Source organism: Allobosea sp. P1_A7, assembly GCF_056406775.1.
Genome location: NZ_JBFTZN010000079.1, coordinates 1 through 23,609, shown reverse-complemented (window position 1 = coordinate 23,609; position 23,609 = coordinate 1). Strand labels below are relative to the sequence as shown.

At 62.4% G+C, this 23,609-nt stretch carries 24 protein-coding genes; 5 read left to right on the top strand and 19 right to left on the bottom strand.

The window, feature by feature from the left end:
* Window positions 1-14 precede the first annotated feature (14 nt).
* From AC1D34_RS15800 to AC1D34_RS15760, 9 genes are all read right to left on the bottom strand, one after another.
* A complete protein-coding gene (locus tag AC1D34_RS15800) occupies window positions 15-419 on the bottom strand; it encodes a RidA family protein (RefSeq protein ID WP_441506753.1) in 405 nt (134 codons plus the stop codon).
* Between the two features lie 114 nt (window positions 420-533).
* Window positions 534-1,571 carry a trans-3-hydroxy-L-proline dehydratase gene (locus AC1D34_RS15795; protein WP_476824696.1) on the bottom strand — a complete coding sequence of 346 codons (1,038 nt, stop codon included), beginning with the start codon at window positions 1,569-1,571 and terminating at the stop codon, window positions 534-536.
* Window positions 1,572-1,633: 62 nt separating this feature from the next.
* On the bottom strand, window positions 1,634-2,632 hold the full coding sequence (gene lhpI / locus AC1D34_RS15790; protein WP_476824695.1) for a bifunctional Delta(1)-pyrroline-2-carboxylate/Delta(1)-piperideine-2-carboxylate reductase: 999 nt from the start codon (window positions 2,630-2,632) through the stop codon (window positions 1,634-1,636).
* A gap of 82 nt (window positions 2,633-2,714) precedes the next feature.
* Entirely contained in the window at window positions 2,715-3,509 is a 795-nt protein-coding gene (ehuA, locus tag AC1D34_RS15785) for an ectoine/hydroxyectoine ABC transporter ATP-binding protein EhuA (RefSeq protein ID WP_441506755.1), read from the bottom strand.
* Between the two features lie 47 nt (window positions 3,510-3,556).
* Complete coding sequence (ehuD, locus tag AC1D34_RS15780; protein ID WP_476776157.1) at window positions 3,557-4,240, bottom strand: ectoine/hydroxyectoine ABC transporter permease subunit EhuD; 684 nt, start codon at window positions 4,238-4,240, stop codon at window positions 3,557-3,559.
* Window positions 4,213-4,878 carry an amino acid ABC transporter permease gene (locus AC1D34_RS15775; protein ID WP_162768001.1) on the bottom strand — a complete coding sequence of 222 codons (666 nt, stop codon included), beginning with the start codon at window positions 4,876-4,878 and terminating at the stop codon, window positions 4,213-4,215. The genes ehuD and AC1D34_RS15775 overlap by 28 nt, the downstream gene beginning before the upstream one ends.
* Before the next feature lie 24 nt (window positions 4,879-4,902).
* Window positions 4,903-5,793 (bottom strand): ectoine/hydroxyectoine ABC transporter substrate-binding protein EhuB, encoded by an 891-nt coding sequence (gene ehuB / locus AC1D34_RS15770; protein WP_476824693.1) that lies wholly within the window; start codon window positions 5,791-5,793, stop codon window positions 4,903-4,905.
* Between the two features lie 27 nt (window positions 5,794-5,820).
* Window positions 5,821-6,723, bottom strand: a complete 903-nt coding sequence (ehuB, locus tag AC1D34_RS15765; RefSeq protein WP_476824692.1) for an ectoine/hydroxyectoine ABC transporter substrate-binding protein EhuB — start codon at window positions 6,721-6,723, stop codon at window positions 5,821-5,823.
* Window positions 6,724-6,750: 27 nt separating this feature from the next.
* Window positions 6,751-7,128 carry a RidA family protein gene (locus AC1D34_RS15760; protein ID WP_441491198.1) on the bottom strand — a complete coding sequence of 126 codons (378 nt, stop codon included), beginning with the start codon at window positions 7,126-7,128 and terminating at the stop codon, window positions 6,751-6,753.
* A gap of 153 nt (window positions 7,129-7,281) precedes the next feature.
* On the opposite strand from AC1D34_RS15760, the gene AC1D34_RS15755 reads away from it, so the two are divergent.
* A complete protein-coding gene (locus tag AC1D34_RS15755; protein WP_476776154.1) occupies window positions 7,282-7,950 on the top strand; it encodes a GntR family transcriptional regulator in 669 nt (222 codons plus the stop codon).
* Between the two features lie 8 nt (window positions 7,951-7,958).
* Here the strand turns inward: AC1D34_RS15755 and AC1D34_RS15750 are convergent, their stop codons facing one another.
* From AC1D34_RS15750 to ehuB (AC1D34_RS15735), 4 genes are all read right to left on the bottom strand, one after another.
* Window positions 7,959-8,711: an SDR family oxidoreductase gene (locus tag AC1D34_RS15750; protein ID WP_476776153.1), complete on the bottom strand. Its 753-nt coding sequence runs from the start codon at window positions 8,709-8,711 to the stop codon at window positions 7,959-7,961.
* Between the two features lie 26 nt (window positions 8,712-8,737).
* On the bottom strand, window positions 8,738-9,994 hold the full coding sequence (locus AC1D34_RS15745; protein ID WP_476824691.1) for a peptidase dimerization domain-containing protein: 1,257 nt from the start codon (window positions 9,992-9,994) through the stop codon (window positions 8,738-8,740).
* Between the two features lie 66 nt (window positions 9,995-10,060).
* Complete coding sequence (locus AC1D34_RS15740) at window positions 10,061-10,759, bottom strand: GntR family transcriptional regulator (protein ID WP_441491202.1); 699 nt, start codon at window positions 10,757-10,759, stop codon at window positions 10,061-10,063.
* Between the two features lie 93 nt (window positions 10,760-10,852).
* Window positions 10,853-11,743, bottom strand: coding sequence for an ectoine/hydroxyectoine ABC transporter substrate-binding protein EhuB (gene ehuB / locus AC1D34_RS15735; RefSeq protein WP_476776151.1), 891 nt, complete (start codon window positions 11,741-11,743; stop codon window positions 10,853-10,855).
* Between the two features lie 892 nt (window positions 11,744-12,635).
* Here ehuB (AC1D34_RS15735) and AC1D34_RS15730 point away from each other — a divergent pair.
* Window positions 12,636-13,271 carry a DUF1062 domain-containing protein gene (locus AC1D34_RS15730; protein WP_441506804.1) on the top strand — a complete coding sequence of 212 codons (636 nt, stop codon included), beginning with the start codon at window positions 12,636-12,638 and terminating at the stop codon, window positions 13,269-13,271.
* A 47-nt stretch (window positions 13,272-13,318) separates the two neighbouring features.
* Here the strand turns inward: AC1D34_RS15730 and AC1D34_RS15725 are convergent, their stop codons facing one another.
* A complete protein-coding gene (locus tag AC1D34_RS15725) occupies window positions 13,319-15,658 on the bottom strand; it encodes a xanthine dehydrogenase family protein molybdopterin-binding subunit (RefSeq protein WP_476824690.1) in 2,340 nt (779 codons plus the stop codon).
* A gap of 231 nt (window positions 15,659-15,889) precedes the next feature.
* Window positions 15,890-16,126: a hypothetical protein gene (locus tag AC1D34_RS15720; RefSeq protein WP_476776149.1), complete on the bottom strand. Its 237-nt coding sequence runs from the start codon at window positions 16,124-16,126 to the stop codon at window positions 15,890-15,892.
* Window positions 16,127-16,848: 722 nt separating this feature from the next.
* Between AC1D34_RS15720 and AC1D34_RS15715 the strand changes: the two genes are divergently transcribed.
* Together AC1D34_RS15715 and AC1D34_RS15710 are read left to right on the top strand one after the other, a co-directional pair.
* A complete protein-coding gene (locus AC1D34_RS15715; RefSeq protein ID WP_476776148.1) occupies window positions 16,849-17,670 on the top strand; it encodes a universal stress protein in 822 nt (273 codons plus the stop codon).
* Window positions 17,671-18,020: 350 nt separating this feature from the next.
* Window positions 18,021-18,656 carry a hypothetical protein gene (locus AC1D34_RS15710; protein WP_476824689.1) on the top strand — a complete coding sequence of 212 codons (636 nt, stop codon included), beginning with the start codon at window positions 18,021-18,023 and terminating at the stop codon, window positions 18,654-18,656.
* Between the two features lie 312 nt (window positions 18,657-18,968).
* Here AC1D34_RS15710 and AC1D34_RS15705 read toward each other — a convergent pair whose 3' ends face one another.
* Window positions 18,969-19,262 carry an HdeA/HdeB family chaperone gene (locus AC1D34_RS15705; RefSeq protein ID WP_476824688.1) on the bottom strand — a complete coding sequence of 98 codons (294 nt, stop codon included), beginning with the start codon at window positions 19,260-19,262 and terminating at the stop codon, window positions 18,969-18,971.
* A 555-nt stretch (window positions 19,263-19,817) separates the two neighbouring features.
* Between AC1D34_RS15705 and AC1D34_RS15700 the strand changes: the two genes are divergently transcribed.
* Complete coding sequence (locus tag AC1D34_RS15700; protein ID WP_441506768.1) at window positions 19,818-21,023, top strand: NAD-dependent formate dehydrogenase; 1,206 nt, start codon at window positions 19,818-19,820, stop codon at window positions 21,021-21,023.
* A 157-nt stretch (window positions 21,024-21,180) separates the two neighbouring features.
* On the opposite strand, the gene AC1D34_RS15695 is transcribed toward AC1D34_RS15700, so the two are convergent.
* The 3 genes from AC1D34_RS15695 to AC1D34_RS15685 all read right to left on the bottom strand — a co-directional run.
* Window positions 21,181-21,897: a glutathione S-transferase gene (locus AC1D34_RS15695; protein ID WP_441506769.1), complete on the bottom strand. Its 717-nt coding sequence runs from the start codon at window positions 21,895-21,897 to the stop codon at window positions 21,181-21,183.
* An 86-nt stretch (window positions 21,898-21,983) separates the two neighbouring features.
* A complete protein-coding gene (locus AC1D34_RS15690; RefSeq protein WP_441491212.1) occupies window positions 21,984-22,823 on the bottom strand; it encodes an amino acid ABC transporter substrate-binding protein in 840 nt (279 codons plus the stop codon).
* A gap of 314 nt (window positions 22,824-23,137) precedes the next feature.
* Window positions 23,138-23,609: YbfB/YjiJ family MFS transporter (locus AC1D34_RS15685; protein WP_476824687.1), on the bottom strand; the 472-nt coding region annotated here is incomplete at its 5' end.

The window sequence follows — 23,609 nt, the reverse complement described above, 5'->3', positions numbered from 1 at the left end:
CGGCCGCCCATCGTTCAATCGTCGCTGATGACAGCGATGACATCGATCTCCACGAGGCAATCTCTCGCGAGCATGCCGGTCTGCACCCGCGTGCGAACCGGAAAGTTGCGCTTGAAGAACCGGGAGTAGATCTCGTTGAAATTGTTGCCGGTGCGATAGTCCGCGTCGCCGTTCCGGGCATCGGCCACAAAGACGACGACCTTGACGACGTCGTCGATCGTGGCGCCGGCCGCTGCCAGAGCCCTCTCCATGTTCTGGAGCGCAAGTTCGGCCTGTTTCTCAAAGCCTTCGGCCCAAACGCCATGGTCGTCCCAGCCGACCTGGCCCGCCAGGAAGACCAGTGTCCCCTTCGCCTTCACGACATCGGAGAAGCAGGGCCATTTTTCGGGATGGCCGGGCAGGGTAATCGACTCGCGCATGTTCGGTATCCTCTGTTCATAGGTTCGCGGAATGCCCAATTGCGGGCAACTAAGGTGCTACGCGTAATGCTTTACGATTGGATTCAAGAAAGCCCCGGGCAAGAGCTCGCTCCGCTATCTCTGCAGTTTTTGCATTGGCCAGGTATCGGACAGCCGATAGCCGGCCGGGAATGGGTCCGTGGGGTCGAGCATGTGCTGATGGATGCCGGTGATCCAGGCACGGCCCGAAATCACCGGGACAATCGCTCGCTTGCCGCCCAGGCCCGCTTCCGATTCCAGCAGGCAATCGAACTCGGTATCGACAATCGACCGCCCGACAAACCGTTCGCCAACAGCCAATTCGCCGCGTGCGTTAAGGACCGCCATCCGCGCCGAACACCCCGTTCCGCACGGCGATCGATCGATCTTGCCCGGCTGGATCGCCACGGCGCTTGTGCCGTGCATGACGCCGTCCCTTCGTGTCACCGGCTCGGTCATCTGGCAAAAGGAGATATGGTCCCAGCCGTTGGTCGGATGAGAGAAACCCAGCTGTCCGTTGGCTGCATTCGTGACGCGTACGCCAATCTCGGCAATGTCACGGGCTTGGTCCGGCCGGATTGCGAGCCCGAGCGACGGCGCATCGATGATGACGAAGCTGTCGCCGCCCCAGGCAATGTCGACCGCCATCGTGCCGATGCCAGGGATCTCGAGTTGCGCATCGAGCTTGTCCACGAAGGAGGGATGGTTCCGGACCCGGATGCGCTCGGCCTTGCCGTCCCTGCATTCGGCCTCGACTTCGATCAGCCCTCCCGGAGGTTCAAGGATGAGGCGTGTGATTGGTTCCTGCATCGGGACGATGCCGCTGTTGAGCAGGACGGTCGAAACGCAGATCGAGTTTGAGCCGGACATCGGTGGGGTATCGCCGGGTTCCATGATGATCCAGCCGGTATGGGCTCTGGGGTCCTTGGGGGGCACCAGGAGATTGACATGGCGGAATACGCCGCCTCGAGGCTCGTTGAGCACAAAGTTCCGCAATCCCTGATCGCGGGCGATGAACTGCGCTTGCTCCCAGATCGTCTCGCCCGGCGGCGGCAGAACGCCGCCCACGATGACGTCGCCGACCTCGCCCTCGGCATGACAACTGACAACATGAATAACGCGGTTGCTTTGCATGGGATTCCTCGGAAGATCACAGGGTTTCTCACCAGGTCGCCCCGATGGGGCCGCGCGACCCATTAGGAGGCGGTGTTCAGGCGCATCTGCTGCTCGGGAGCCTTCAAGGTACGGTAGACAAGGCGGGCCGCGACAAGATCGGCCAATGACGATCCGACGGCCTTGAACACGGTCGTCTGCTCGGCGGATTGGCGCCCGAAAGCGGAGCCCCTGCACAGTTCCGTCAGTGTTGYCCGCACGTCGGAAGCGGTGATGACCCCCGCATCAATCGGCTGAATGAGATCGCCGGACTCGTGCAGCGCGTCGCTTGTATCGACATAGATCATCGCAGCCGCCATCAGACGATCGTCCGCTTCACGCATTGTCGGCGTGAAGCTGCCGATCAGATCCACATGCGTACCCGGGCGAACCCAATCACCGCGAAGGAGAGGGTGCGTCGACAACGTCGCTGCCGAAATAATGTCGGCCTCGCCGACCGCATGCTCGAGATTGTCGACGACGGTTGCTTGAAAACCATTGGCGGTGAGGTTGTCTGCCAGACGGCGCGCGCCGACGCCATCGATGTCCCAGACCGCGACCTTGTCGATCGGTCGAACGGCTCGCATCGCTCCGGGGACGAGGCTGGCAACCCGACCGGAGCCGAGCAGCAGTAGGCTTCGTGCGTTCTCACGCGACAGGAACCGGGCGCCCAGCGCCGCTGTCGCGACGGTTCGGCGGGCTGTAATGGTGTTCCCGTCAATGATCGCCAGTTGCTGGCCCGTCGAGCCATCATAGAGCACATAGGTCGAGGCGAGTCCCGGCAGTCCCTTCGCGGCGTTGCCGGGGTATACGGTCACGATCTTGACGCCGAGAAGGCTGTCTGCGTCGCCATCATGGCTCCACGCCGGCATCAGGAGCAGCGTGGCTTGCGGCTGCCCGGCCTGATCGATCGCGTGGTGATGGCGCAGCGGCGCCTGACATCCCGCCGCAAAACCGGTTGCCAATGCATCTATGAGAGGACGGTAGGCGAGAGCCGAAGCGGTCTCGGGGGCTCCGATTATCGTAGGTGAGGACATTGTGATCTCCCTTGCTCGCGGCAATGCACGGCCGTCGCCCGACTGCATGAGTCCAATCAGGCCGGTTTTGCTGTGATGTCTTTGTCGGCTATCGCTTGATTGCGTTCAGAAACGCCTTGGTTCTGTCGTTTCTTGGAGCGTTGAAGATCTCGCCCGGAGAGCCGTCTTCGACGATCTTTCCTCGTTCCATGAAGATCACGCGATCAGCAATGTCACGGGCGAAGCCCATTTCATGCGTCACAACCAACATCGCCATCTTGGTCTCGTGGGCGAGATTATGGACAACCTCGAGGACCTCACCGATGACCTCGGGATCAAGCGCAGACGTGATCTCGTCGAACAACATGATCTGGGGCTTCATGGCCAAGGCCCGCGCGATCGCGACGCGCTGCTGCTGGCCACCTGACAGTTGCGATGGATAGGAGGCGCCCTTTTCGGCCAGGCCGACCCGTTTCAATAGACTCTCGGCAAGGTCTCGGGCCTCCTGGCGTTGCATTCCGAGCACCTGCACCGGCGCTTCCATGACGTTTTCGAGCGCGGTCATGTGCGGGAACAGGTTGAACTGCTGGAACACCATGCCGATCTTGCCGCGGATCGCTCTGAATTCCCGATCCGGTCGAGCTTTCGCAGATCCTTCGCCGCCGGCCGAAAGGATGTCTCCAAACACCTTGATCTCACCCTCGTTGGGTCGCTCCAAGGTCATCAGAAGACGCAGGATCGTGGTTTTCCCGGAGCCGCTCGGGCCGATCAGCGAGACGCGCTCTGACGGCCTGATCTGCAGGTTCAGATCGTCGATGATCGTGAATGCACCGAACGACTTCGAGACATTGACGAATTCAGCCGCCAGCGGCGTTTGGGAGGCAGTTGCGCTCTGATGGTCCATTCTCAGCACTCGATAAGGAGCAGGAAGCATACAAACGACCTTTGCACTCAGGCCCGGCCGTAAGTCGTTCTCTGCTCCAGGTAACGGACAAGACGTGAAAATGCGAAGCCGATCACGAAGTATATGATGCCGACAAGCGTGAAGGCTTCGAAGTATCGGAACGTTTCACCGGCAAAGTTCAATGCCGCTCCGAGAAGCTCGACCACTGTGATCGTGGCGAGAAGGGACGCATGCTTATACATTGAGATGAGGTAGTTGCCGATTTGCGGCAGGACGATGCGAAAAGCCTGCGGTAGGATTATTCTCGTCCAGGTTTTTACACGCGAGAATTGAAGGGCGATGCAGGCTTCCCACTGCCCGCGGGGGACAGCATCGATGCCAGCCCTGAAGACCTCGGAGATGTAGCTGCTGTAATGCAACCCCAGGCCCAGGATGCCCGTAAACAAGGGGTTGAACGACGGCCCGTAAAGTGGAAGCACATAGAAAAGCAGATACAGCTGAATCAGGAGAGGCGTGCTGCGTACGACGGTGACGAAGCTGTCGATGATCAGGACGGCGACAGGATTGCCGCCACGGCGGGCGACGGCGATCAAGAGCCCGACGGCCAATGCGACAGCCATGCCAGCGGCCGTAGCGTACAGAGTGACGACAGTCCCTCTGAGCAGTGCCGGGAGGAGTTCCGCCGTGATTTGAGGGCTGAAATTCATGTCGTCGGCACCTTTGGCTTCCACTGGCCTCCGGAGTGCCGCTCAAGAGCCTTGTTGAGAGCAACTAGAGGCAAGGCCAGAAGCAGGTAGATCACGAAGATCGACATGTAGATGAGGGTGGGGTGCCCGTAATACTGGACAAGTTGAGCCCCGGAAAACGTCAGCTCCGTGATTGTTATGAGCGAAACCAGCGAGGTGGCCTTCAACAATTCCAGTGCGTAATTCCCAAAGGCAGGAAGCATGACCGGAATGGCCTGGGGGATRATGATCCGCCGGTAGCTCAGGCTGGTGGGCATATTCAGGGCGATGGTGGCGTCGTGCTGTCCGCGGTCAATCGAAAGAATGGCTGAGCGCACAACCTCGGAAATATAAGCCCCGAAATTCAGTGCCAGCACGAGGCATCCTGTCGTGAATGCCTCGAGCCGAATCCCAATGAGAGGGAGCACGAAGAAGAAGTAGAAGATTTGGACCAGCGAGGACGTGTTGCGAAATACCTCGATGTAGATCGCCAGCGGAATGGACAGCCACCGGGTCCGGGCCAGGCGAGCGAGCCCAACCGCGAAGCCCACCAGGAGCGCGCAGGTCCCAGATACCAACGTGAGCAACACGGTTGTGTATGCTCCCCGCAGCAACACCGGACTGATTTCAAGCAGGAGGTTCACGATTCATCCTGGAGCATGCGACGGTCAGTTCTTTGCGGCGCAGAGATCTGCCGTCTTGATCGTGTCAGGTGCGATATCTGCCGCCGTGAAGCCGAACGGCTCCAGCAGTCGCACAATTTCACCCGACTGCTTGGCTCCTTTGAGCCAGGCATTCCAGGCGGAGAGAAGCTCCGGATCCGATTTGCGGAAACCAACTGCCCCATATCCGATGACCGGATTGCCATCCTTGTCGAGGGGCGGCTTCGACATTGCGACATAGGCGAGCTCAGGATGCTTGTCGCCCGCCAGCAAGCCGCGGATGGTGATCGAGGTCTGCATCATGGCGTCGACCCGGCCCGCCTTGATGCCAGACGCCGCGGTGGGCAGATCTGGGAAGATGACGACCTGAGCATCAGGGATGCCGTTGATCCTGGCGTACTCCCGCTCGGTGCCACCGGCGACAACAGCAAGACGGGTGGCGGCATTGCTCTTCACATCATCCAAGCTTGTCAGTTTGGACGGATTGCCGGCCTTTGTAACGAAACCCTGCGTGCTGACCCATTCCGGCTCGCCGAAAGCGATCTGCTGGCAGCGACCGGGCCGGATTTGCATGCCGGCGCCGATGAAATCCAGTCGCTTGGCATCTAGTGCGGGGATGATCGAGACGAACTGCGTGACTACGCCGTCCATCTTGTCTACGCTGATCGACTTGAGAAACGCTCGGACGAGCGTCGGCTCGACCCCTGAAAGCTCTCCCTTGTCGTCGACATAGCCCCACGGGGTGAAATTCGAGAAGCCGACCCGCGCATAGCCTTCGCTCTTGATCGAAGACAGGCTGTCGGCATGGGCAATCGTCGGGAACGACAGCGCAGCGCTGACGATCAGGGCGCTTGCGAGCGCATTCGCGACACGGGCCGTCCGGGACGTGATCTTCATGGTGTTCCCCCTTGTCTTGGCGAGCGGTTATTTGCGTTCCGCGCAGGCGTATTCGGCAGTGGTGCCTTCCTTCGGCAACGTCTCCGGCCCGAAGCCGAACGGCTCGATGATCGACGTGACGCGGCCGCTCTTCAGGGCCTTGGCGAGCCAGGTATTCCAGGCCTCACGGAGTGAAATGTCGTCCTTGCGAAAGGCCATGCCGCCGTATCCGATCGATTCATTGCCGGATTCGTCGCGGGGTTGCTCGGACAGGGCGGCGAAATCCAGGCGCGGATCATTCGCCCGCGAAAGCGCTCCGCGGATCGTAACGGTCGACGCCACCACGGCATCAACCCGGCCGGCCTGAAGACCCGCGATTGCCGCTGAAAGATCGGGGAAGAGGAGGCGGCGTTCCTGGGGGATGCCGGCCAGCTCCGAAAAGCGGATCTCGCCGGCGCCCGTCAACAAGCCGATCTTCGCGCCGGCGTGCCTTGCCAGGCTGACGAAGCTCGTCACGCCCTTGGGGTTTCCCTTCTTGACCGCGAAGGCGCGGTTGATCTGATATTCGGGGTCGCCAAAGGACACGATCTTGCAGCGCTCGGGCTGGATCAGCATGCCCGTTGCGACGATATCGAAGCGTTTGGCTACAAGCCCTCCGATCAGCGAACCGAAATCCGTCACGACGGGCTCAAGGGAGGACACGCCCATATCCGCGAAGAAGGCGCGGATGAGTTCGGGAGCCTGCCCGGTGACCCGTCCATCGGGCATCACGTAGCCGTAGGGATTGATATTGGCGAAGCCAATCCGGACTTTGCCCTGAGACTTGATGCGCGCCAGGCTGTCGTCCTGCGGCTGAGACAGCGCTGCTGACGCTCCCACCACCGCCCAGCTCGCCAGCGCGCCGCAAAGGAGCAGGCGCCGCGAGAGATGATCCGAGTTTTTCAATCCCATTGCCGTTGCCCCTCTGATGGATCGCGTTCAAGCGTCGTCGATCACCGCGATGACGTCGATTTCGACCAGGCAATCGCGCGCAAGCATCGCCGCCTGGACACGGGTCCGTACCGGCCGGTCGGTCTTGAAATAACGCGCGTAGACCTCGTTGAATTCGTCGCCGTACCGAACGTCGACGAGATAGGCGTTGACTTTGACGACATCGTCGATCGTCGCGCCTGCCGCATGCAGAGCGGTCTTCATATTCTCGAGGGAAAGTTCCAGCTGGCTCGCGAAATCAGGCGCCCACGTGCCGTTCTCGTCCCAGCCGACCTGCCCGGCGAGGAACACGAGCGTCCCCTTCGCCTTCACGATATCGGAATAATACTTGGCGTGCTGCCCTGGCAGGGTGATTGCTTCACGCATGTGCCTAAGCCTTTGTAAGGAGAGCAAGAGAGCGTCAGACATCACGTCCGATGCAGCTGAGGTGTAACATATTACCTGTAGCCGTCAACATTTTTCTCGACCCGCCGGAGCCCCGTCTCTACAAGCGTCGTGCCGTCACAAGGGCGACTGTCGATGTCCCAGCTACGTCTAAGCCAATTCTCAATTCCGCAGACGGTCAGCCTGCGTGAACGCGTCCGGCAGCTTTTGCTGGCCCAGATCATGTCGGGCGAGTTCGTTCCCGAAGAGATCTATTCGGTCGCACAACTGGCGGCAGGTCTCGATGTATCTCCGACGCCCATTCGCGAAGCGGTCCTGGATCTGGCGAGCAAGGATCTCCTCGTCATCCACAAGAACCGCGGATTCTCCGTTCCTGCGACCACACCGGAAGAGCTCGAGGAGCTCCACAAGATCCGGCTCCTGCTCGAGGTTCCCTCCACGGTCGAGGCCGGACTGAAGATGGGGGAGGAGCACGCGCAAGAAACCCGGGCGATCGCCGAGGCCACTGTTCAGGCCGCGCAGTCGAACGACCTGGTCAGCTATGTCGAAGGCGACCGCCGCTTCCACCAGGCCTTCCTGGCCCCGTTGGCCATGCCGCATCTCACCGAGCTCATCATGAACTATCGCGATCGCGCTCGGCTGAGGGGATTGCGGGCCAGATTGGGAAGTCGCGAGATCGTGGCGGCATCGAAGGAACATATCGCGCTCGTCGATGCTGCCCTGGCGAGGGATGAGGCGCTGCTCCACAAGATCATCACCAACCACGTCGAATCCACGAAGACTCGTTGGTCCGAGGCCGGCTGAGGCTCCTCCTATCCCCGACCCACGAATGGCATTTTGGTCGCCATGACAGTCATCGACAGGATATTGGCCTCGAGCGGCAGGTTCGCCATGTGGAGCACTGACTGGGCAACGTGCTCGACATCCATGACAGGCTCGGCCTGGGCGTAGGTGCCTGCTGCCTTGGAGCGCTCGATCATATCACGCGCGATCTCGGTCAACGCGTTGCCGACGTCGATCTGACCGCAGGCGATGTTGTACGGGCGGCCGTCCAGCGCGGTCGTCTTGGTCAAGCCGCTTATCGCGTGTTTTGTGGCGCTGTAGGGAGCCGTGGCTGGCCGCGGAACATGCGCGGACAGCGAGCCGTTGTTGATGATCCGGCCACCCTGAGGCGTCTGGCTCTTCATCAGCCTGAACGCCTCCTGGGTGCAGAGGAACGGGCCGGTGAGATTGGTCGAGACCGTCGTCATCCAATCCTCGTAGGCGATATCCTCGATCGATCCTCCGCGGGTGACGCCAGCATTGTTGAAGAGCACATCAAGCCGGCCAAAGCGCTGTTTGCATTGAGCGAACAGATCCCTCACGGCCTCAGGCCGCGTGACGTCGCACGAGACGCACAAGGCGTTCCCGGGCGACCCGCCGAGATCGGCCGTTTCCTGCAAGGCATCGAGCCTGCGGCCAGTCAGCACCACGTGATAGCCGCTCTTGAGAAACGCTACCGCCGTGGCGCGGCCGATGCCGGATCCGGCGCCCGTAACGAGCGCTACCTTCTGAAGAGATGGCATATCCGCCTCCTTGGCCGATATCGATGTCAGGCGTCGACAGCGCCGGATGTGGTCAAATCGTAGATCGTCAGCGCGATCACTTCGATCGCGGCCATCAGCTCGTCATCCGAGACCGTGGGATCGCCCGCCTCGATCACGACCTTGCCGTGGTCGACGGCGCCGGGGGTGTATGCGACGGCCGCGCTGCCCCAGCCCGCCGTGAAATAGTGAAGTCCAAGATAATGCGACCAGACGATCGAACGGGGCTCGCGTCCGGTGACGGCCTTCAGGTTGTCGCTCAGCGCCTTGTGCAAGGGATGCTCAGGTGGCGTGTACGAACTCGAAACAGTGTGGGGGAAGGAGACCTCCATTCGCATTCCGGTCTCGCGCGAAGCGTCAGCGACGAGTTCCCTCAGCACCGCCATCGCATCGTCCAGCTTCTCCTCGGGATTCATGCGCCGATCGACATAGAGTGCGCATTCGTCCGGGATGAACGTCACGTCCAGGTTGGCCGCGATGCGGCACATGACGATCGTCGGCGTGTTGGCATGYGCCGGAACGATCTCCAGGGGCGTCTTGATCGCCGTAAATTCCTGAGCGAGTTTCCGAACTCTGTCCTGTACCGCCATCATGCCTTCGATGGCATTCACGCCTTCCGTTGGCCGCGAACCATGCGTTGCCTTGCMGAAAGCGGTGATCTTCGCCCAGAAGTGGCCTTTATAGCCGGCCGTGACGATATCCGGGCCGCCCAGGCTGCTGGCCAGAACGACCGGGCTGCGACCCATGCCCTGCTGCACCAGATAGCCCGCGCCGGTCTCCCCGCCGATATAAGCGTCGGGCGTGGCAGAGAGGAAAGCCGATTTGTCGAGCTTCACACCGCTCTTGGCGATGGCCTTGAGCGCCAGAATTTGGGCGATCGAGCCGGCGCGTTCCTTTCGCGGTCCCCAGTAAAGATCGTAGTTGTTGTTCAGATGGATGCCGATCTCGTCGCTTCGACCCGGCAGCATCGCCGTGACAAGCACGCGCGGAGCAGCGCGGTACACCGGCAGATACTCGCGTGAAAGCGACAGACCGCTTCCCCAATGGTCATCGAGATAGCTTTGTGGAACGTCGATCTCTTCGGTGGGAGCAAAGGTGGCGAGCTGCTTCTTCAGATAGGCAACTGTTTCGGGGTAGCCGGTCCCCGTCGTCGCATCGGCCGGAATGGCCGTCATGTCTTTCAGCATCACGAGCGCTTCTGCGCGCAACGCTTTGGCCGCCTCGGCGACCTTAAGTCTATTCTGCTCAGACAAGCTGCTCTCCATGGCCGAGATTGCAAGCCTCCAACGGGCTTTGATCTTAGTAATATGTTACCGGTTACATACTGTAAGTCAACAGCGATCGACGCTCTGTTCCGCGGGAATGCTGGCTGTTCCGGCCCAGAGGCCGCGGGTATGCCGAAGGTGCCGCGCCATGAGCTCCCGGGCTGCCGGGACATCGCCAGCCTCGATGAGATCGATCAGCGCGCGGTGCTCCTTCGCCGAGGACAGCAGTTCGTGCGAGCCTCGCAAGCGCGTCAGGCCGTGGAGGCGTGTCTGATCTCTCAGGGTCGCAACCATCTCCACCAACCGGGAATTGCCCGTCTCTGAGAGCAAGAGCACGTGAAATTGCCGGTCAGCGGTGAGAAACGAGAGAAGGTCGCCCTCGGCTGCCGCTTTCTCGGTCTGCGACGCCAAGTCGACGAGGAGGGCACGTCCGGCGAGCCTGGATTTCTGCGTGAGGCTCACGATTGCCGGCACTTCGAGATAATGCCGACATTCGGCCAGTTCATCGAGGTCGTGGTCATCGATCTCGCGAACCGAAAAGCCTCGATTCCGGACCATGACGATCAGGCGCTCGCCGGCGAGATGGAGCAGGGCTTCCCGCACTGGAGTCGGCGACACCTTGAGCTGTTCGGCAATCTCTCCGATCGAATAGAGGCGGCCGGGCGCAAGCGCGCCAATCAGGATCTGGGTGCGAAGAATCTGGATCGCCTGCTGTCGAAGGCTGACCCCAGACAGGCCTTCGGCAGCGGCATAGGTGAGCGTCATCGAAATCAACCTCACGGGAAGACGAGCCCAGGTATCCCCGTGGCCTCAGGTTTGATGTGCGCCTGCCATTCCCGCGAAATGGCAGGCCCGACCCTATCGGTTCTGGCAGAGCGACTGCGCGGTCACGCTGACCGGGGCGATGTCATTCTCGCCAAGGCCGAATGGCGCCATGATCCTCAGCGCCTCTCCTGATTGCCGGGCCGCGCGCAGCCAGGCGTTCCATGCGCCCAGAAGCTCGGTATCGCCTTGCCGGAAGCCCATGCCTGCATAGGCGGTCACCGACTGGCCCTTTTCATCCACGGGTTGCTGGGAGAGTTCGGCAAACTCGACCTCCGGGCTGTTGATCTTCGACAGAATGTATTTCAGTGCAACGCTGGCACCGGCCGCCGCCTCGACGCGGCCTGCTTGCAGCCCTGCAACCGACTTGTCGAAGTCAGGGAACAGAATCTGCTGATCCCTGGTCACCCCAGCAATGTCAGCGAAACGGATTTGCCCGGCGCCGGTCAGCATTCCCAGCCGGGCGTTCCTGTTGTCAGCCACATCCTTGAAGCTCTTCAGCGCAAGTGGGTTGCCCTTCTTGACGACAAATCCTTGAAGCAACTGCATCTCCGGGTCACCGAAGGCGATCTGCTCGCAGCGCCGCGGCTGGATTTGCATCGCGACCGCGATCATGTCGAACCGCTGCGCCTGCAGGCCTCCGATCAGTGAGCCGAATTCGCCGACCACTCCTTCGACCTTTTCGACGCCGAGGCTCTTGAAGAACGCCTTCGCCAATTCGGGGGAGGAGCCAGTGATCTCACCCCCAGGCCCAACGAAAGACGTCGGAGCGAAATTTGAGAAGCCGACCCTGACCGATTTCTGGCTCTTGATCCGCTCAAGGGTGTTCTGGGCATAAGACGGGCTAATCAGGCCGGCGACGGCGATTCCGCTAAGGAACGCGAGGCCGAGTACATGGGAAAGCGGCCGCAAAAATCGGATCTGCATGTGCGAAATCTCCTGACGGCAGAAATCTTCAAGCTGTGCGAGGCGCCATGCCTTAACGGGATCTCCCGTCGCAGTGGCGCTAAGGCGTAAGGCGTAACATATTACTGCTACGCCCAATTGATTGCAGGGTCAACGCAGTGCGCTTCGGTGGTCGCCGCCACCGGCCATGGCAGGGCTGTTTGCCGGGAGTTGGGGCGGTGATTATCACCCGCGCCATGACCGCAGCTCTCAGTGAGGTGCCAAACCTGCGGCGCACTGCCGGTCAGCATCGGGTGAAATCGGCCTTCTTCGGGCTATTGCCGTCCGTGGGCGGAACTGGAAGGCGCTCGAGGACAGGTCCGCCGCTTTAGCTGGGGCGCGGACTCTCGGCTCAATGACGGACGGGGGCGGCCTGCGCCGTGCCAGCTGGAGGGAAGGCGTGCCTCGGATTTCGCCATCCCGATCATCAAGCCGGACCCACCGGCCCTTGTGACAAGCCGATAGGCCGCGTATCGACGACCGAGCGAGGGCGATCTCGGCTCTCTGCACCACAAAGTTGCATGGAAGCCGCACCTGGCAGCTTTCGGATTCCCGGCGCGCCGGAGGACTCCATCTCGGACCGATGATTTGGTATCGCTGTGGGTGAAGAGCTTTGGCGCACCGAGGTCGACTTTGCCTAAGTAAACACCGGTCTCAATCCAGTTTCACCCGTACTGTCGGATAGCAACGCGCTGTCCGCGTATGATCGTGTTCATCGGGTGGCGGCAAGAGACCGGTTTGGCATTGTTATTTTGTGCCATGAGCAGCGCCGCTGTCTCAGCTCTTCAGCCGCCCGAAACATCGCCACACCGTGCCCGCAAGGGTCGTCTCATGCACCCTCTTGGTGGACTTCCGAACGGAAGACCAAGACGTCATGTGCAATGCATTTCGGGTTCGATGGACCATCATCCCCCAGACTGCTCCCCAGCCTTGGATTGCCTGCAGCGGATGCGGGGGCTTGAGAGCCTTCCAATCCAGCGGCAAGATCCGGCTCAACGCCAACGGTCGCAAGCTTGATGCGTGGCTGATCTACAAATGCCTGAGCTGCGATAAGACATGGAACCGACCGATCTTCGAGCGGCAGAATGTCCGCGACATCGATCCTGCCGTGCTGGAAGCGCTACACGCGAACGATCCGCAATGGATCCGGAGAGAGACCTTCAATCTCGAAGCATTGAGGCGCAAGGCGCAGCGCGTCGAAGAATTCCCCGAGTTTGATATCCAAAAGGAGGTCCTGCGCGACACCCTGAATTGGACGACATTGGAAATCGACCTGAAGGTTACGCTTCCGACCAGCACGCGCCTTGACCGGCTGCTGGCGTCCGAGCTGCGGGTCTCGCGTGCACGGCTCCAAACGCTTCACGAGGGCGGCGCGCTTCGGACGAGTCCGGACCGCACCGACATCCTGAAGCGGCGTATCAGAACGGGTACGCAGGTGACGATCGACCTCTCCACCGAGGCTGACCGGGAACACGCATGGAGACCCCTGGCGCAGGGCGGTCCGCTGTAACGACGTCACGTGGGCCTGAAATCTCAGGCTCTCAGGCCCACGTGACGTCATGGTTCATTCGCTACGGGCGTCCTGGCCTCCTGGATCGCGCGCCAGATCCGGGCCGGGGTCGCCGGCATGTCGATGTGGCTGACGCCGAGCGGGCGCAGCGCATCGAGGATCGCGTGGATCACCGTCTGCGGCGCCCCGATGCAGCCGGCCTGCCCGGCGCCCTTGACGCCGAGCGGGTTGGCCGTCGTCGGCAGCTCGACCAGCGAGAGCTCGAAACAGGGTAGGTCGGCTGCGCGCGGCAGCGCGTAGTCCATGAAGGTCGCGCTCAGCAGCTGGCCGCCTTCCGGATCGTAGCGGATGTCCTCCATCAGCGCCTGGCCGATGCCCTGCGCCAGGCCGCCATGGACCTGGGCCTTTGTCAGGAGCGGGTTGATCAGGGTGCCGTAGTCGTCGACGGCGACATAGCGCAGCAGCGTCACTGCGCCGGTCTCGGGATCGATCTCGACCTCGGCCGTCTGCGCGCCGTTCGGGAAGGTGAGGGGGGCGTCGCGATGGGCGCCATGGCCTGAGAGCGCCCGGCCGGTCGTCTCCCCGATATGGCGCGCGACCGTCGCGAGAGCGACGTTGCCGGCGCCGGGCGCACGGAACCAGCCGTCCTGGAAGAGCACGGCCTCGGTTGGGGCCTGGAGCAACTCTGCGGCGGCGGGTTTGGCGGCCCGGATCAAGGCACGCGCCGCCAGGAAGAGGGCGCCGCCCCCCATATGCAGCGAGCGGGCGCCGCCATGGCCGCCGCCGGTGGGGACGCGCGCCGTGTCGCCCTGCACGAGATGGAAATGCTCGGCCGGCAGGCCGAGCTGTTGCGACAGGACCTGCGCAAAGCTCGTCTCGTGCCCCTGGCCGTTCGACTGGGTGCCGACCGCCATCTCGACCCGGCCGTCGGCGCGGAAGCTGAGCCAGGCATCCTCATTCGGTCCGCCGCGCGCGGTTTCCAGGAAGCAGCCGATGCCGAAGCCCCGCAATTGTCCGCGCCGGCGCGAGACGGCGCGGCGGCGGCGGAAGCCGGCGCGGTCGGCCGCCGCCAGCACGCGCTCGAGATTCCCCGTGAAGGCACCGCAGTCGAGGACAGCGCCAAAGGGCTTTCGATAGGGGAAGCTGCGGATGAAATTGCGTTTGCGCAGCACGGCCGGATCGATCCGCAGCAGATGCGCCGCCTCATCGGCCAGGCGTTCGATCAGGTAGTTCGCCTCCGGCTTGCCGGCGCCGCGATAGGCGTCGACCGGCGCGCTGTTGGTGAAGACGCAGCGGACATCCATGCTCATCGCCGGAATGTCATAGAGCCCACCCATGGCGGGCGTCGGCGCGGTCGTCGAACTGCCGGGCCCGAGCGAGGAGACATAGGCGCCGAGATTGGCGATGGTTTCCACGGCCAGCGCCAGGAAACGGCCTCTGGCATCGAGGGCGAGGCGGCCCGTCGTCAGGTTGTCGCGGGCATGGGCGCCGCCGGCGAAATCCTCGATCCGCTCGGCAAGCCAGCGCACCGGCCGGCCCAGGCGCTGCGCCGCGATCAGCACAAGCGCATATTCGGGATAGGTGACATTCTTCATGCCGAAGCCGCCGCCGACATCGGGGCAGGCGACATCGATCCGCTCGGGCCCGACCTTGAGAACGAGGCCAAGCTCGCGGCGGATGTCGTGAACGGAGGCGCCGCTGAGCGAGAGCCTGTAGCGGCCGCTCTCCGCGTCGAAGCGCCCGAGCGCCGCCCGCGGCTCCAGGGCGGCAGCCGTGATCCGGTTGTTCACGAGCCGGCAGGTCACGACATGTGCGGCGCGGCGGAATGCGGCGGCGACCGCATCGTCATCGCCGAGGCGGTAGCGCAGGGCGAGATTGCCCGCGGCTTGCGGCCAGATCTCTGGAGCGGCGGGCCCGGCTGCTGCGGCGAGCTCCGTGACCGCAGGCAGGATCTCGTAGTCGACGGCAATCAGCTCGCAGGCCTGGCGCGCCGCGTCCGCGCTTTCGGCCACGACGAAGGCGACGGGGTCCCCGACATGGCGGACGCGCCCGCGCGCCAGGGGGAAACGCGGCGGCACGATCAGCGGCGGCTCGGCCTTCAGCGTGAGCGAGCAGGGCAGTGGGCCGAGATCCTCGATCTCCGCTGCGGTATAGATGGCTGTGACCCCAGGCAGGCTTTTCGCGGCTTGCGCATCGATTGCAAGGATGTCGGCATGGGCATGGGGTGAGCGCAGCACCACGGCGTGCAGGGCGCCGGGCACGTGCTCGTCGTCCTGGTACTGACCCCGACCCGTGAGGAAGCGCTCATCTTCGAAACGACGCAGCGATCGTGGATCTGTTGCCGCATGCGAAACCACATCGATCGTCGCCACGCCGGTATCATTCATAGGCCGGTATCATTCATGTCGTGTCGCCAACCCCCAGCCGTCCCGTCCTGCCGCAGGGCAGCGACCGGCGCGAAGGATGCGAGCATGGCATTCGGGGTCGGCTTTTGAAACAGGGCAGCGGCGGCCCACGAAGCGTCGGGTGCGTCGTCGCCCGGCCATGGAGCAGCCTGCTCTCGCGGCAATCGCCGCAGCGCTACGCAAAGGCCCGCGCTGCCGAAAGTGCGCAGGTGCCTAGGAACGCTGGTTGGCAGCCCGCTGCCGCGCCACTTCGCGGATGAACGGCATGAAGGCGGGCGGAATCTCGACCGGCGCCAGGGCCTCCTGGAGGATGTCGAACTCGGCGATGGCCTCGGTCAGCATCTCGAATTCATGGTCTTCGTCGGAGCCCATCGCGCTTTGGAGCAGCGCGGCCGCCCTCAGGACGGCAGCCTTGCGGTCTTCCAGGGAGCCAATCGTCACGTTCGGCATAGCCACCTCCCGTTCAAGATCCTCGCTTCCTAGGCTAGCGACGGAATGGGGGCTTGACGAGTCAAACGAATCAAAATTGGCGGACCTGCGACCGGAAGGCGACGGCGCGTTCGCGGTGCCGTGGCGCGGCGGTTCGGTGAACGCAGGGAGTTCCGTTGCCGCGCGGTCAAGGCGCCCGAGCCGGCGGCTCAGTCACGCTAGCGTGGTCCGCTTCCCAGATCCGAATAGCCTCCGTGAGCGCTATCGATTCGCGGTAGCTGCTGCCGTCCTGCACGGTGAGCGCTTTGAGGCGCCGCCTTGCGATCTTATAATCTTCAACAGTCTCGATCGTGAACATAGGCGGGTCCGACCTGCAGGATTCCGGCCCGTGCTTGATTGTCGTTTTCATTGCCGCCTCCGCGATTCAGAATGTCCGACAGTGGGGTATCCTCAACTGATGCTACTGCACGTGTGGCTGCTCGGCTTTGCGACAGAGCAATGTCACCGCAAGCCACTGCTTGACGCGTGACGTCTCGGATTGCTCGCCGTCGGGTCATGTTGAGCCTCTCTCCGCCAAGTCTGTTGCTGCCGGCCAAGTGCTGGCCGCGCAGGAACGCGATACAGGCAGGAGGTCTACGCATAGAGCTGACCGACGAGTAAAATCGTGCCGTTATTGCGGTAGGTCAACGCAAACCTGTCTTGGCCGTGGTGGCACAGCGACATCGATTGCAAGGAGCGTTGTCATGTCATCCTACGCGAGCCTGATGGTGAATCTGGATCTCGGCCCACATGCGGCCAGCCGGACTGCGCTTGCGGTCGGCTTGGCAGAGCGCTTCCATGCGCGCTTGATCGGCTCGGCATCGCGCTGCATCATTCCCGCTCTCCCCTTGGAGGCCGGTTTTTCCGCCCAGACGCTGATCGAGCAATGGCGCGAGATCGCTGCGGAAGAATTGCAGCAGATCGAGGCCAATTTCATCAAGGTCGCCAAGTCCGGCGAAAGCACCTCGTTGCGAACCGGTATGGACGAGTCGGCACCATTTCTTCTCGAGCAGGCCTCTGCGGCCGATCTCCTGATCGTCGGCCGACAGGGGAGCGGCGACCACCGGGACTGGCGCTTCGCCGTCGATCCCGGGGCGATCGTGTTGGAAGCCGGGCGCCCCGTCCTGCTCGTGCCGCCAACCTCTGACCGCCTTTCGGCGCAGCGTATCGTCATTGCCTGGAAGAACACGCGTGAAGCGCGCCGCGCGGTCTGCGATGCGTTGCCCTTCCTGAAGACTGCCGAAGGCGTGTTCGTCGTCACCGCCGGAGAAGGCGCCGAGAGTTCGAGCGCGCAAGACCTGCGGGACTATTTGCGTCATCACGGCATCACCGCCGATCTTGTCCAGGACAGCGCGATACGGGAAGCCCGCATCGCCGACGAACTGATACACCGGGCCCGGCAGGAAGGCGCGGACCTCTTGGTGTCCGGTGCCTATGGTCACAGCCGAACGCGCGAGTGGATATTCGGCGGCGTCACGCGTGATCTCCTCGATCATGCGTCGATCTGCTGTTTGATGAGCCATTGATCGTGGCGACGTCGGGGTGGCGCTGCGTCGATCAGAACCAATCATGAGGGCGCGGTTCGGAGCTTCGCTGATGGCGAGGCACGTCATCCCGGCCCTTGGCCATCAAGTGCGGGGGACGCCCGGATATTGTCAGCATGCCCTTAGGTAAAGTCGCAGACGCAGGCGTCGCTGATCTGGGCGCGCTGCGGACTTGGCGTCGCAGCACAGGAAGGCAGCCCGGCGCGGCGAGGCCCCTCTGGGACTCATCGAAACAAACATGTTATCGTTCCGTTAAGGAATTCACCGAATTGCCTCGCGGAGAAGCCCAGCCGCGTCTGCAATCCAGTGGTGGGCTTTGCGCAGGTGAAGTCATGAATACGCTCCTTGCCCTCCCTGTTGTCGCTCTGATTGGCGTCGGCAGTCTCGTCTTCACCGCGCGTGATGCCGAAGCCCAACACCGTGGTATCGGCGCCGGTGGATACCGAGGCACTGCCATTGGCGGTGGCTATCGCGTTGGATATCGTGGCGCGTACCGTGCCGGATATCGTGGAGCTTACCGTGGGGCGGCATACCGTGGCGGTTACTACGGCAACCGTTACTACGGTGGTCGGGCGCTCGCAGCGGGCGTCGGTCTCGCAGCAGGTGCTGCCTATTACGGCAGCGGCTACAGTTCGGGCTATGGCTACGGTTCAGGCTATGGCTACGCAGCTCCCGCAGCATACGGCTATAATGCCTATGGCGGCTATGGCGACGCTTCCTATGTCACCACAWATTCCGGCAGTGCATATTGCGATCCGGGAATCGCGAGCGGCTATCCGCAGACCGTCTATTACAACACACCGGCCTCAACTTACTACGGCGGTAGCGGCTATTATGGCGGCGGATACTACGGGAGAAGCTACTATGGCGGCGGCTATTATGGCCGGCCTGTCGTTCGTGCGGGCATCCGCCGCGCCGCATACTACAATAACCGACCAGTTGTTGGGTACTACGGTAGGCGCTGGTAAATCTCCAACACCTGTAGGGCATCAGCGCACGCGTCGCGGTCCTGGTTGCTTCTGGGGCGAACTGCGCGCAGCGACGATCGCGTCAAGCCGAGCCCTGTCCGAAGCCGTAATGTCGATGCTGATACCAGTACGCATCCCGCAATGTCGCATGCCGCAGCGGCGCGGGGAAACCCAAACAGGACTCTTCCGTCCCGATCAATCCACTAGATTGAGATCTTTGGTGGTGAGGGTTTCAGAGTTTCAGTCCTCGGACCATCGTAGAAGAGTGGTCCCGGAATGGGGCCACTCAGCTGGCCATCATTTAATATGCTGCTACGACTTGGCGACCGCCTCTATCGCGCTCGTCAGCGTGGCAGCGGGATTCGCTTTGCAATAGTCAGCGATCTTCTGGGCATTGGCATGCGCCTTGTCACCGTCCACCATGGCATTGCCGGCTTTGCCATGGACATAGCCGTTCACCCACATGGCGACCCCAATAGTCTGCGCGGCAGGCATAGCGCCAACCTCCTTGCAAGYGAGCTTCGACATGTCCACTTCCGCCGCCATTACTTGGCCTGCCAAAACGATAGTTGAAGCGGCGAGTGCGATCGGAAAACAGAGTTTCATGGTCACGACCTCCTTCTAGAAGTCCCCCGCCTTGCAAGAAGCGCTAGTGCCCTGTTGGAAATATGACAGTCGCGCCAAATTTACCGGGACAGCTTTGTGGCCCCAGCGACGATCGCTTCAAGCCGAGCCCTGTCCGAAGCCGTAATGTCGATGCTGATACCGGTATGCATCCCGCAATGTCGCATGCTGCAGCGGCGCGGGGAATTCCAACCAGGACTCTTCCGTCCCGACCAATCCACCAGGCTTTTTGAGCCTTGGAGGATGCCCATTATGCCGAAGAAGAGAGACAGGCCATTTCTTCAGTCCTCCGTCGGCTCAAAAGCCATACCTCCGGGAGGACCACTTTTCAGGGAGGCAGGCCACTGTCCTCCGGTCTTGAAACCATGTCCGGCTTCTCCATCTTATTTGGACTAGCGCGCAACTTTCCGATCGAGGAAGCACCAGGATCAGCTGGCCTCCGACACTTCAGAGCGGGCCGCCGATGATCATCGTCTTGGCGGGCAGCAGTGACAATCAAGCGTCTTCCTCTTCGTGCCTGACGAAGGAAGATATAGAATGGCAAAGGTTGTTTGCGTCCTCTATGACGATCCAGCCGACGGTTACCCGGCAGGATATGCGCGGGACGGTCTGCCGGAACTCGACCGCTACCCCGGCGGCCAGACACTTCCCACGCCGAAGGCGATCGACTTTGAACCGGGGGTTCTGCTCGGCAGTGTGTCGGGCGAACTCGGCCTGAGGAAATTTCTCGAAAGCGCCGGGCACAGCCTGGTTGTGACCTCGGACAAAGACGGTCCCGGCAGCGTTTTCGAACGCGAGCTCCCCGACGCCGAAATCGTGATCTCGCAGCCCTTCTGGCCGGCCTATCTGACCGAAGAGCGCATTGCCAAGGCGAGCAAACTGAAGCTTGCGATCACGGCCGGCATTGGATCAGACCATGTCGACCTTCAAGCCGCGATGGATCGTGGTGTAACGGTTGCCGAGGTGACCTACTGCAACTCGATCAGCGTCTCTGAACATGTGGTCATGATGATCCTGGCGCTCGTGCGAAACTACATCCCCTCCTATCAGTGGGTGCTCCGTGGGGGCTGGAACATCGCCGATTGCGTCGCGCGCTCTTACGATGTCGAGGGGATGCAGATCGGAACCGTCGGTGCCGGCCGGATCGGCAGCGCCGTGCTGCGCCGGTTGAAGCCGTTCGACGTGAAGCTGCACTACACCGACCGCCACCGTCTTCCGCTGGCGGTCGAGCAGGAACTTGGCGTTACCTTCCACGCGGACGCGGCATCCATGGTTGGCTTTTGCGATGTCGTCACGATCAATGCACCTCTGCATCCGGAGACAGAGAATCTCTTCGACGAGGCGATGATCGCCAGGATGAAACGCGGCGCCTATCTGGTGAACACGGCGCGCGGCAAGATCTGCAATCGTGACGCTGTGGCCCGCGCTCTGGAGGGCGGGCAGCTCGGCGGCTATGCTGGCGATGTCTGGTTCCCGCAGCCGGCCCCCCAGGACCATCCTTGGCGATCAATGTCGCATCACGGCATGACGCCGCATATCTCGGGATCTACGCTCTCCGCCCAAGCCCGCTACGCCGCAGGCACGCGCGAAATCCTGGAATGCTGGTTCGAAGGCCGGCCGATCCGGGAGGAATATCTGATCGTCGATGGCGGCAAGCTCGCGGGCGCTGGCGCGCATTCTTATAGCGCCGGCGACGCCACCCATGGTTCGGAAGAGGCGGCGCGCTTCAAGACCAGGACGTGATCCAATCGGAATCTGTTCCGCAAGCGGCAAACCTGAGACGGACAGCCGCTGGCTTCCGAGGTCAATGCGGGCTCCCTGAGGCGCCGTTGCCTTGGCCATTCCGAGAGCTTGCGCGCCTTCGCCGTTGTTCCGGAGAGGGGAGACGGCTCCGCCATCTTCAGCGATGCGCGGTTTCGCCAGCGACCTTGCGCAGAGCCATTCCGATCTGACCGCCGCAATAGGTTTCGTCGCCATAGTCCCTGCGGGCCTTCTCGGCCAATGCGGCCAAGGGGGGCAGGGCGGAGACGCGGCGCGCGAGCCCGCTCGTGAGCGGCGCGGTCTCCTCGAGGATCGATGCGAGGACCGGGAAGCGATCGGCCATCGTCGTCCACAAGGTTGCGGTCACGACATCGGCGATGCCCGGCGCCTTGCCGCCGAGGAGAAAACCAGCCTCTGCCGTCAGCCCGTGCCGACGCCCGGTCTCTTCCCAGAACGACATCCACTTCTCGAGGCGCGGCACGAATTCGCGCCAGCGCTCTTGCGTCCACATCGACTGGCCGCCTTGCAGCGTGATTTCGTCGATGACGTCATTGGCGTCGTTGACGATCTTCATGGTCAACGCCCGCAAGGGCGGCGTGGCCGGCATGAGGCCGAGCGTCTCGCCGAGATAGAGAATGATGGCGGGCATCTGCGCGATGGCGAAGCCGTCCGCGTTGTCGATCAGCAGCGGCGGCCCCATGAACGGGACCGGCACGAGCTCGACCGGCTCGTCCATGAGCTTTGCGATCTCGCCGTCGCCGGCTTCGCGCCAGGTCTTGCCGGCCCATGCCAGCACCGCCCGCACGAACTGACCGCGAAACGGGACCGACCAGTAATAGAGCGTGTAGTCCTGCATGGAGCTGGCCTCCTTCGCGATCGGTCTCCGCCGGCGAATACTTTTGTCGGAGCCTCGAGACCTGTCAGGTCAGGCACCCAATCCCCTCATTTCGGCACGCCATTGATGACGAAGAGGGCACGGATGAACTGATCCGGCGGGAAGCTTCCAAAACTGCGGGCATAGATCTGCTTCACGCGATCGGTGCGATAGAGCTCCGCCAGCGTGGCATCGACAAGCAGGCGCAGCTTTTCATCGCCGCGCGGCAGAGCCAGCGCATAGGTCTCGAAGGTGAAATACTGGTCGGAGAGCTTCATGCCGGAGCGGTTCTCGCTGTTGAGCAGGTGATAGCTCAGGATCCCGCGATCGGCGAAATAGGCGTCGATCTTTCCCGCCGCCAGGCTGCGGACCCCGTCGGGATGAGCCAGCATCGGAACGATCTCGGCTTCGATCCCGAGTTGCGTCAAAGTCGTCTTCAGAACCTCCTCGGTCGTCGTGCCCCGGAGCACGCCGATCTTCTTGCCGCGCAGGTCCTCGAGCCGCGTCAGTTCATTGGTCCGATGCAGGACGCCGGCGCCATCGATGAAGGTCGGGAGCGAGAAATCGACCATGGCGCGGCGCGACATGGTCATCGATGTCGGATCGCAGAGAATATCGATCTTGCCGTCGCGCAACGCTTCCAGGCGAGCCGTGGACGAGACCTCGACATAGTCGATCTTGAGCGCAGGCAAACCCTGCGCCTTCTTCACGCCGGCGGCGACTTCGCGGCAGAGATCGACGATATAGCCGGAGGGTTCGCCGCTGGTCGTCCGATAGGAATACGGGGGCGCATCGACCCGGAAGCCAAGCCGCAATGTCCCGGTCTCGCGGGCCCGCGCCAGGGTATCCGCCGCCAGGCTTGCCGCCGATGTCGCCACGCAGAGAAATGCGATCAATAAAGCTTGCATAGTCGCGTTCCGCCCTTTGGTCATGGCGCACACTAAGCCGGTCGGATGGATCGAAGAACGTCGTTTCTGGCGGCCGGGGCTTGCGATGCGTGCGTATCGCTTCTCGTATTCTTGCCGTGTCTTCTTGCCGATGAGTGCTCCATCGAGGATGCGCCGCGCCTCATGACAATCCAGCAGAACGACCTCGCCGACATCACCATGTTATGCAGCTTGTCACGCAGCGGCAAGAATGCCTGTTCTCGATCCTTCGGGGATCGCAGGAGCCGGGTCGGGACCGTGACGCGATCCGAGAGATGATCGCCCCGGCGGYGCAGTCAGACTGGATGCGATTGCGCCCTATTGCCGGGGAGATCCACGCACAGAACGGCGCCGGCAACCAGCGATGCGGCGGCGATGCTCAGGGAGATGTCGAACGCCTGCGTACGGGCATAGATCGCATTGGCCATGAGCGGGCCGATGATCTGCCCGATGCCGAAGGAGGCGGTCATCAGCGCCAGCATGTTGAAACGGACCGCCGCCGCCACCTTGCGCGCAGCCGGCATGGCGATCGTCGCCGTGCCCATGAAGGTGCCGCCGACGAGCAATGCGCTCAGCACGTAGGCTGCGGGCGTGTGCAGCACAGGCAGCGCGACGCCGATCGCTTGAACCACCAGATTGCTAGCCAGGCTCCGACGTGTGCCGAAGCGCTCGTGCATGGCATGCCAGAAGAAGCAGGATGGCACGGCGCCAAGTCCGAAGACCGCCCAGATATGCACGGGATCGGTGGCCGTGAGCACCTGTCCGACC

Coding starts and splice junctions, on each gene's coding strand:
- AC1D34_RS15795 (WP_476824696.1), bottom strand. CDS start 1,571: ATGCAAAGCAACCGCGTTATTCATGTTGTCAGTTGTCATGCCGAGGGC.
- AC1D34_RS15720 (WP_476776149.1), bottom strand. CDS start 16,126: ATGCCGAACGTGACGATTGGCTCCCTGGAAGACCGCAAGGCTGCCGTC.
- ehuB (WP_476776151.1), bottom strand. CDS start 11,743: ATGCAGATCCGATTTTTGCGGCCGCTTTCCCATGTACTCGGCCTCGCG.
- AC1D34_RS15740 (WP_441491202.1), bottom strand. CDS start 10,759: ATGACGCTCACCTATGCCGCTGCCGAAGGCCTGTCTGGGGTCAGCCTT.
- AC1D34_RS15750 (WP_476776153.1), bottom strand. CDS start 8,711: ATGCCATCTCTTCAGAAGGTAGCGCTCGTTACGGGCGCCGGATCCGGC.
- ehuB (WP_476824692.1), bottom strand. CDS start 6,723: ATGGGATTGAAAAACTCGGATCATCTCTCGCGGCGCCTGCTCCTTTGC.
- AC1D34_RS15800 (WP_441506753.1), bottom strand. CDS start 419: ATGCGCGAGTCGATTACCCTGCCCGGCCATCCCGAAAAATGGCCCTGC.
- AC1D34_RS15715 (WP_476776148.1), top strand. CDS start 16,849: ATGTCATCCTACGCGAGCCTGATGGTGAATCTGGATCTCGGCCCACAT.
- AC1D34_RS15755 (WP_476776154.1), top strand. CDS start 7,282: ATGTCCCAGCTACGTCTAAGCCAATTCTCAATTCCGCAGACGGTCAGC.
- AC1D34_RS15730 (WP_441506804.1), top strand. CDS start 12,636: ATGTGCAATGCATTTCGGGTTCGATGGACCATCATCCCCCAGACTGCT.
- ehuB (WP_476824693.1), bottom strand. CDS start 5,793: ATGAAGATCACGTCCCGGACGGCCCGTGTCGCGAATGCGCTCGCAAGC.
- ehuA (WP_441506755.1), bottom strand. CDS start 3,509: ATGGACCATCAGAGCGCAACTGCCTCCCAAACGCCGCTGGCGGCTGAA.
- AC1D34_RS15725 (WP_476824690.1), bottom strand. CDS start 15,658: ATGAATGATACCGGCGTGGCGACGATCGATGTGGTTTCGCATGCGGCA.
- AC1D34_RS15695 (WP_441506769.1), bottom strand. CDS start 21,897: ATGCAGGACTACACGCTCTATTACTGGTCGGTCCCGTTTCGCGGTCAG.
- AC1D34_RS15700 (WP_441506768.1), top strand. CDS start 19,818: ATGGCAAAGGTTGTTTGCGTCCTCTATGACGATCCAGCCGACGGTTAC.
- AC1D34_RS15760 (WP_441491198.1), bottom strand. CDS start 7,128: ATGCGTGAAGCAATCACCCTGCCAGGGCAGCACGCCAAGTATTATTCC.
- AC1D34_RS15690 (WP_441491212.1), bottom strand. CDS start 22,823: ATGCAAGCTTTATTGATCGCATTTCTCTGCGTGGCGACATCGGCGGCA.